Raw genomic sequence first — 7,178 nt, forward strand, 5'->3', positions numbered from 1 at the left:
CAATGAAAGCATTCTTAGACCACTATGGATATCGATGGTTGGTGCATCGCCCTGAAGGGAGCATGTTTACAAAGCAGGCAGTTTGCATCTCCACGGCAGCAGGTGGTGGAATGAAATCTACTAACAAGGATATGGCACACAGTATGTTTTTCTGGGGAGTAGCGAAAGTTTATAAATATGGAGTAGCTGTATATTCAACTTCTTATAAAGACGTGAGTGATAAAGTCAAAGGAAAAATCGACCGGAAAACGACAGCATTGGCAAAGCAGATAAAAAGAAGGAATGGAAAAGTAAAACCAGGGATTAAAACAAGAGGATTGTTTTTTGTTATGCATCTAGTTCAGAGAAAAGGTGCTTTAGAAACAGATAGCCATTACTGGAAAGAGAAAGGCTGGACAGGAAAGAAACGACCTTGGAAGTAGCAAATCTTAAATCAAGAAAGCAGTAAGAGGGAAAATGAGATATGGAATCAGAAAGACTAATAATGAGAAGATTTACGCCAGAGGATTGGAAGGATTTATACGACTATTTATCCCAAGATGAAGTAGTAAGATACGAACCTTATGATGTATATTCAGAAGAAGAATGTAAACAAGAGGCGATTAATCGCTCTACTGATGAAGCATTTTGGGCGGTTTGTTTAAAAGAAACAAATAAATTGATTGGAAATATATATTTAGCAAAGCAAGACTTCGATACATGGGAACTTGGATATGTTTTCAATCCAGAGTATCAAGGAAATGGCTATGCTACAGAGGCAGCAGCATTTTTAATTGATGATATACTAAAAAACAACAATGCGAGACGGGTAATAGCAATGTGTAATCCTCACAATCAATCTTCTTGGAAATTACTTGAGAGATTGGGATTACGTCGAGAAGGACACTTGATTCAAAATATTTATTTTAAGAAAGATAAAGAAGATAATCCAATTTGGTCAGATACCTATGAGTATGGTATATTGGCGCAAGAATGGTTTGAACATTCAAAATAACGTTATCTACAAAACGAGTTAAGGGGGAAATTCATGGGAAATATTAACCTTGAGTTATTTGAGTCAAAAGGAAACGTTTTAACAGAATATAAAGATAATCTATTATATATGACAACAACAAGGAAAACGATGACAACAAGATTCAATAGTCCTGAATTGAAAAGAGATTCCTACATTTACATAAAAAAATTTTTTAAACTGCCGTTGCGAGTTGATTTGATGGTGAAAATTGATACTCCTGGTCTATATGTGTTCTTCGGTAATGGCCATCTTAATTTTGGAACACCATGGTCGGATAATAGAAGAATGGATGATATTGTTGAACCGAATAGTAAGCCAAGGAGTTTTGATAATTATATTCCAATGAATGAGTTTGTTAATATCTCCATTATTTATGACTTGAAGGAAATGCAGATTTTAATTAATGGTGAAGAGCGGTATTATAGTAAAAAAGAAAAATATATGAAATCAAGTTTGTTTAAAGAAATGAATGAAGACGGGTTTGAATTAAAAATAGCATGTGATAAACGAACGGAAGTATATATAAAGACTGTGTCGGTGAGGGAATTTGAAGATACAGCAAATATTGTACATAGTGATGATTTATTAACTGTTAAGGAACAAACCAAAGAAATAGATGAGAAAGAAGTAATAAAACACACGTTTGAATCGTGTACACTAAATTTACCAGTGGATATAAAAGCTGAGGTTGTCAAAATGGATGGATTTCTTAAATCCTTAAAACCAATGAAATTCAAACGTCAGATTGAAAAACATGGGAATAAAATTACGTATGTAGCGTCTGACTATGGATTTTCATATGGAATTCTTCCAAGTTATGATACCATGCATCATGAATTGCAGTGGTATATCCTTACAAATTGTAAACCTGAATTTTGGCATAGAAAAGCTGATATGATGGAGGAAACATTGAATGAACTTGCAAAGAAAGACTTGCTGTTGGCTCAAAGAATGTTTGATAATTTGAATGAATGTGTGGGTTGTTCACCTTGTGTAGTTAAGACATCATATAACTTTAATGGAAGGAAAAAGATAGTATGTCATGGTCAGATGGAATTAAAGATGAAGGTGTCTGATTTTGAAGATGTAAGAGAATTCATAAATACTATAAATGAATTGTTGGCATCGTCGTCATAATTAAAAGTCCAAGAATAAGATATTAAAACGACGGACACACAGATTAAAATCTGTGTGTCCGTTGTTCTGTTTTTAAGATTCCTTATAATGTCTGTTTACATAATCTAAAATTGTAAGATCATCTTCTAAAAGTCTACAACCGAGTATATAGATACCTCTGTCAAAGTTAGTACGAATTATCTTTGCATCTAGGTTCATATCTTTAAGTAAGTCAAATCCATCGATATGTAAGCTGACAACTTGTCCTCTTGAATTAGCAAATTCATGATCTTTCACTCTGAATGCAAAACCACCAGCAGATAAGTTAACCATTTTTCCGTGGTATGTCTGTTCATCGTTTTGTAATGTGATTTGACAATCGTTTGTAATCGGCATTCTTGGATATTTTCTACGATTAACAATTTGTGGGTTTCTATCTAAAACAATATTGTAGAGCTGTTCGCCCTTCATGTGATGTTGAGAAGAGAGTGCTGCATTATCCCATTTGTATAGAATATTTTCTACAATAATTTGGAAATCACAAGTGTGATAAGTTTTTGTTGAAATTGCATCGTTATTTCCTTGAGCTAATTTAAATATAATAGAATCTTTTAAACATTTAACAATCTCTATCTTACGTTCAATTCCTCCAATGAATGCAGAGGCAAGCATTCCAACTTTAATATCTTTTAAGCCCATAAATCCATGATCGCCAAGTTCTTCCATTAAAGAAGCGACAACTTTTTCGATACCAAGAATGTTTTCGGAAGTTTCACCATATTTCTCAACCATAATTCTTGTAGTTTGATCGGAATGTTGGATACTTTCTGTCATTACATCCATGACACGAGATACTGCTTGCATATTAGTAACCATGTTTGAATTCGATTCACTAACTTCTTGCATTGCACTGTCAATAACTTGAATATTGCTTCTCATTTGAGAGGAATCTTGAGTGATTTTATCCACACTTTCATCAACTTGCATAACTTTTTTTAGCGTTACATTTATATTCTCTAAAATCATAGAGATTGATTTTGTCATCTTATCTGAAGTTTGTTCTAAGTGTTGTAGTGCTTCAAATATGCTGTTAGATGAAGTTTGTGTTCCAAGACTTAAATTTCTGATTTCATCTGCAACAACAGCAAACCCTTTTCCAGCTTCACCAGCACGTGCAGCTTCAATTGATGCATTTAACGCAAGAAGGTTTGTCTGGGAGGTAATACTCTCAATTGTTTTTGCTTCTTCTTTCATAGAGTCAAACTCAGATTTAAAATCATTCAAAACTTTTTCTACTTCAGAAGATAAAATAGCCATATCATTAGTAGATTTAACAACATCGGAAAGTTCATCAGAACTAGTTTTAGCATGAGAAGTTGATTCGTTTACTAACTCTACCATATGACTAATTAATGCAGCAACATTTTGTACTTGTGCATTGATTGTTTCTGTTAAGTTAAGTGACGAGTACGTACTGTCTTGCAAAGACATATTATTGCTTGTTAAGTCATCCATACAATGTACTACAGAATTAGCACTTTCGATATTCTCATCGGCTAATTCACGTACAGATGCCATACCATCTACGATGGAATTACTAGCATCTTTTACTGCTTCAATTGTAGTAACAACCTTGTTTAAATTATCTTTTACAGATCCTAACATAGCACCATCAGAAGCATTTAGATGGTTAATTGATAAGATATATCCGATATAGCACAATACAATACAAGCAAATTGTATCTCATAGGAAGTGATATCGGATGCAGAATTTAGACCAACAGAGATGCTTCTAACGGTACTTGCTATTAAAAGCAGAATATTGGCGATACCACATCGAAGGATAAAATTTCTATCTTTATATAAGATAAGCATACTTGTAAGTGGTAATATGTATACAAAAGCTAATGGTGATGTCGTAGTCATAATAACGAATACATAGAATATACCATATCCAAAACCAACAATATCTTTGTAAATGTCAGATGCGCTACCTTTTAACTTCAAAACTGCCAAACCAACAGAAAAAGGAACCCAACAAACTAATAAAAATGTAATATAGTAGTCTATAGTACGCAGACCTTTTACAATTTCTAGTGCGTATGCACCAGATAAAACAATACATAAAATCAGCCATACACTCATGGCTTTTAAGTTAGCACCTCTTTTAAAGTGTTCTTCATTATACTCCATATAAAATACCCTACCTTTCTTCTTACATTGTATACTACTAACAGAAGCATTAAATGCTTGATATTAATAATTTTACATTGTCAGATATAGTTTAACAAATTTTTTTTGCATTTACTAGTGCTTTTTTGCATTAAAGAGCTGAATTATGTTGTTAATAAATAACTTTTTATCTTTTGTGTCGTATAAAAAGAGAGGTGTATACATGTCGTTGCTATATGGAAGATAAAGAATATTAGCGTTATTTTAATATTAGAAAAAGAGTTTTCAGTTAACAAGTTGATGTTAGTATAACATTATGATAATATAATAAAAAACAGATTTTTGTAGGAAATTATATTGAAATCGGAGGTAGTAGAAAGATGATATTTAAACTAGATGATACAAAAAAGGCAGAGAAAATCTTTGGAGACTGGCAAGAGACTTCAATATGGTCTTGCCTACAAAACGTAATGGGAGAAATATATGTAGATGATTTGAATGAACCACAATCTGCAATGGCTATCTTAGCTGATTTCTGTTTTTTTGCTGGTAAACCAAATGATGAACTTGTGATGTATAAACCAGAAAGCTGTAGCAATGACTTTATAATTATGGTGCCAAGAGACGATGAATGGGCAAAACGAATCGCTAGTAATTATGGAGAAAAAGCGAAAGAAGTTACTCGCTATGCAATAAAAAAAGAAGCGAATGTGTTTGATAAAGATAAATTAGAGGAAATCGTTCATTCACTACAGTCAGGATATGCGTTAAAATTAATTGATGAGGATATTTATAACTGGTGTATGCAAAATAATTGGAGTAGAGATTTTGTGGCACAATACAAAGAATATGCAATGTATCAAAAATTTGGTCTTGGTGTAGTTGCTGTTGAGGAAAAGACGAAAGAACCGGTTTCTGGTGCATCATCATATACGAGTTATCGTGAAGGGATAGAAATAGAGATTGATACAAAAGAAGAGTATAGAAGACAAGGGCTTGCCTATGCATGTGGCGCAAAATTAATATTAGAGTGTATGAAGAGAAATCTGTATCCAAGTTGGGATGCGCAGAATAAATGGTCAGTTGCATTGGCTGAAAAGTTAGGATATCATTATGACCATGAATATGCGGCATATGAAATATATGGATATTAATAAAAGCAAAATATGATTATATATTTGTTGCGGAGGATTTATGGCTAAATTAAGAAAAATGTTAGGGAGTGCAGACTCACCATATATTGTATCACTAATGCGTTTAATTGAAACACAGAGTAAGGAAACTATCGCAAACTGGTGTGTAGCTTATGCTAAAAATTATTTTCTTGATATTTATGAAAAGAATTACCCAGAGGATTTGCGATTGAAGGAATCAGTAGATAGCTTTTATGCTTATCTAGCAAAAGAGATTACTCTAGCAGAGTTGAAAAAAATTGTAGCTAATGTAAATGAAGCTGCAAAGGAAGCAGAGGATAATCCAGTGGCTCAAGCAGCGGCTCGTGCAGTAGGACAGGCAGTAGCATCAATCTATACACCTACACATTCTTTAGGAATGGCGTTTTATGGTGCGGCGGCAATTGCATATGATAGAGTTGGATTGGAAGAAAGTGCAGAGATATATGATCAGATTGCACAGGAAGAATGTGCGAAGATGGAAGAAGCATTAAAGAATGTTGCTGTTTTAGATGAAAAGAAACCAGCTAAGATTAACTGGAACTGCTAAGGATTAGTGATTATTTCAGTCTACACATTGGAATTATTAGAATAAATGTCGTAACTGTTCAAAAGGTAATAACACAATGAAAGGAAGATTATATGGAAAAAACTAAGATTCTTGATAATATTGTACAACCCCAAGGCTATGCGGGATATCCATTAGTTAATTGCTTTGCTTCATTATTATTATCGCAAAATAAAAGGATAAAACCTACTCCTGAAAATCTATCTAACCATAGGGAAGCATTATATAGATTTTTACTAACGGCTTCTGGCTATGCTTTTAGTTGTTTATATACAAGCGAGTATATTCCTTGCAGTAAAATAGATTTTCAGTTAGCAATAAAGAATGACGAACATATCCCATATATGATGAACTTTGGAAAATGTAATTATCATATCTTGCAAAAAGAAGTGAATAGCGAAGATGAGGTAAAAGAGCAAATTTTGGAATCAATTAATCGTGAGATTCCAGTTTTGTTTGAGTTCACAGATTCAATGTGGGGTATTATAACTGGTTATGAGAATAATGGAGATACGTTATATGGTTTTCATGGTTGCTTGAATAAGAGTGATTTTAAGCCAGATGGTATGCTAGAAAATAAAATGTTTTTCAAAGCGAACTGGTCAGATGATTTAAAAAGAGTAATTATTGTTGATGATTTTAAGGCGAAGCCTTATGAGTACTCAAAGTATGTGAACCATTGGATAAACGTTATGGAAAATAGTTCAGAAGGACCATATGCATATGGTGTGAAGGCGATGGAGCAATATGTTGAGTTATTATCAGATAATGATTTTTTTACAAATATAGAGGAAGAAACATTGAAAGAGACCTTCTATTATCTTCATTGTCAAAGCTATTTGGCAGAGACCAGAATTTTTATGGGGATGGCATTTTCAGGTACAGTAGGAAAATGTGCATTACGTAATCATTTGGGGATTATGAAAGATGTGAATGCAGATATCAAGAATTATACAGATCGAATTAAGAATATTGGATTTAAAATGCATAAACTGTGTTGGAGTTACTGGGAGGCGATTGGAGAAAAGAAAGGTTGGTATCCAAAACCAGATGAATTTGCAACGAAATTAACGGATTCTAAGAGTAGAAAAAAGGTTTTGAAGAAGATGCTAGAGCTGAAAGAATGTGATGTAGA

The 7,178-nt window shown here is 33.2% G+C and carries 7 protein-coding genes; 6 read left to right on the forward strand and 1 reads right to left on the reverse strand.

The window, feature by feature from the left end; all coding sequences use genetic code 11:
• The 3 genes from RMR19_RS07600 to RMR19_RS07610 form a co-directional block, all read left to right on the forward strand.
• Positions 1–422, forward strand: a 422-nt coding sequence (locus RMR19_RS07600; protein ID WP_334308193.1) for a flavin reductase, incomplete at its 5' end; no start/stop codon positions are given.
• A 41-nt stretch (positions 423–463) separates the two neighbouring features.
• Positions 464–994 carry a GNAT family N-acetyltransferase gene (locus tag RMR19_RS07605; RefSeq protein WP_310602897.1) on the forward strand — a complete coding sequence of 177 codons (531 nt, stop codon included), beginning with the start codon at positions 464–466 and terminating at the stop codon, positions 992–994.
• Between the two features lie 33 nt (positions 995–1,027).
• Complete coding sequence (locus tag RMR19_RS07610) at positions 1,028–2,152, forward strand: hypothetical protein (RefSeq protein ID WP_310602898.1); 1,125 nt, start codon at positions 1,028–1,030, stop codon at positions 2,150–2,152.
• Positions 2,153–2,224: 72 nt separating this feature from the next.
• On the opposite strand, the gene RMR19_RS07615 is transcribed toward RMR19_RS07610, so the two are convergent.
• A complete protein-coding gene (locus tag RMR19_RS07615) occupies positions 2,225–4,324 on the reverse strand; it encodes a methyl-accepting chemotaxis protein (RefSeq protein ID WP_310602899.1) in 2,100 nt (699 codons plus the stop codon).
• Positions 4,325–4,683: 359 nt separating this feature from the next.
• Between RMR19_RS07615 and RMR19_RS07620 the strand changes: the two genes are divergently transcribed.
• The 3 genes from RMR19_RS07620 to RMR19_RS07630 all read left to right on the forward strand — a co-directional run.
• Positions 4,684–5,457 (forward strand): GNAT family N-acetyltransferase, encoded by a 774-nt coding sequence (locus tag RMR19_RS07620; protein ID WP_310602900.1) that lies wholly within the window; start codon positions 4,684–4,686, stop codon positions 5,455–5,457.
• Between the two features lie 40 nt (positions 5,458–5,497).
• Positions 5,498–6,025: a putative immunity protein gene (locus RMR19_RS07625; protein WP_310602901.1), complete on the forward strand. Its 528-nt coding sequence runs from the start codon at positions 5,498–5,500 to the stop codon at positions 6,023–6,025.
• A 92-nt stretch (positions 6,026–6,117) separates the two neighbouring features.
• A partial coding sequence (locus tag RMR19_RS07630) for a hypothetical protein (protein WP_310602902.1) occupies positions 6,118–7,178 on the forward strand: 1,061 nt, incomplete at its 3' end.

It is taken from the genome of Anaerosporobacter sp. (assembly GCF_031551385.1).
Taxonomy (GTDB): Bacteria; Bacillota; Clostridia; order Lachnospirales; family Lachnospiraceae; genus Anaerosporobacter.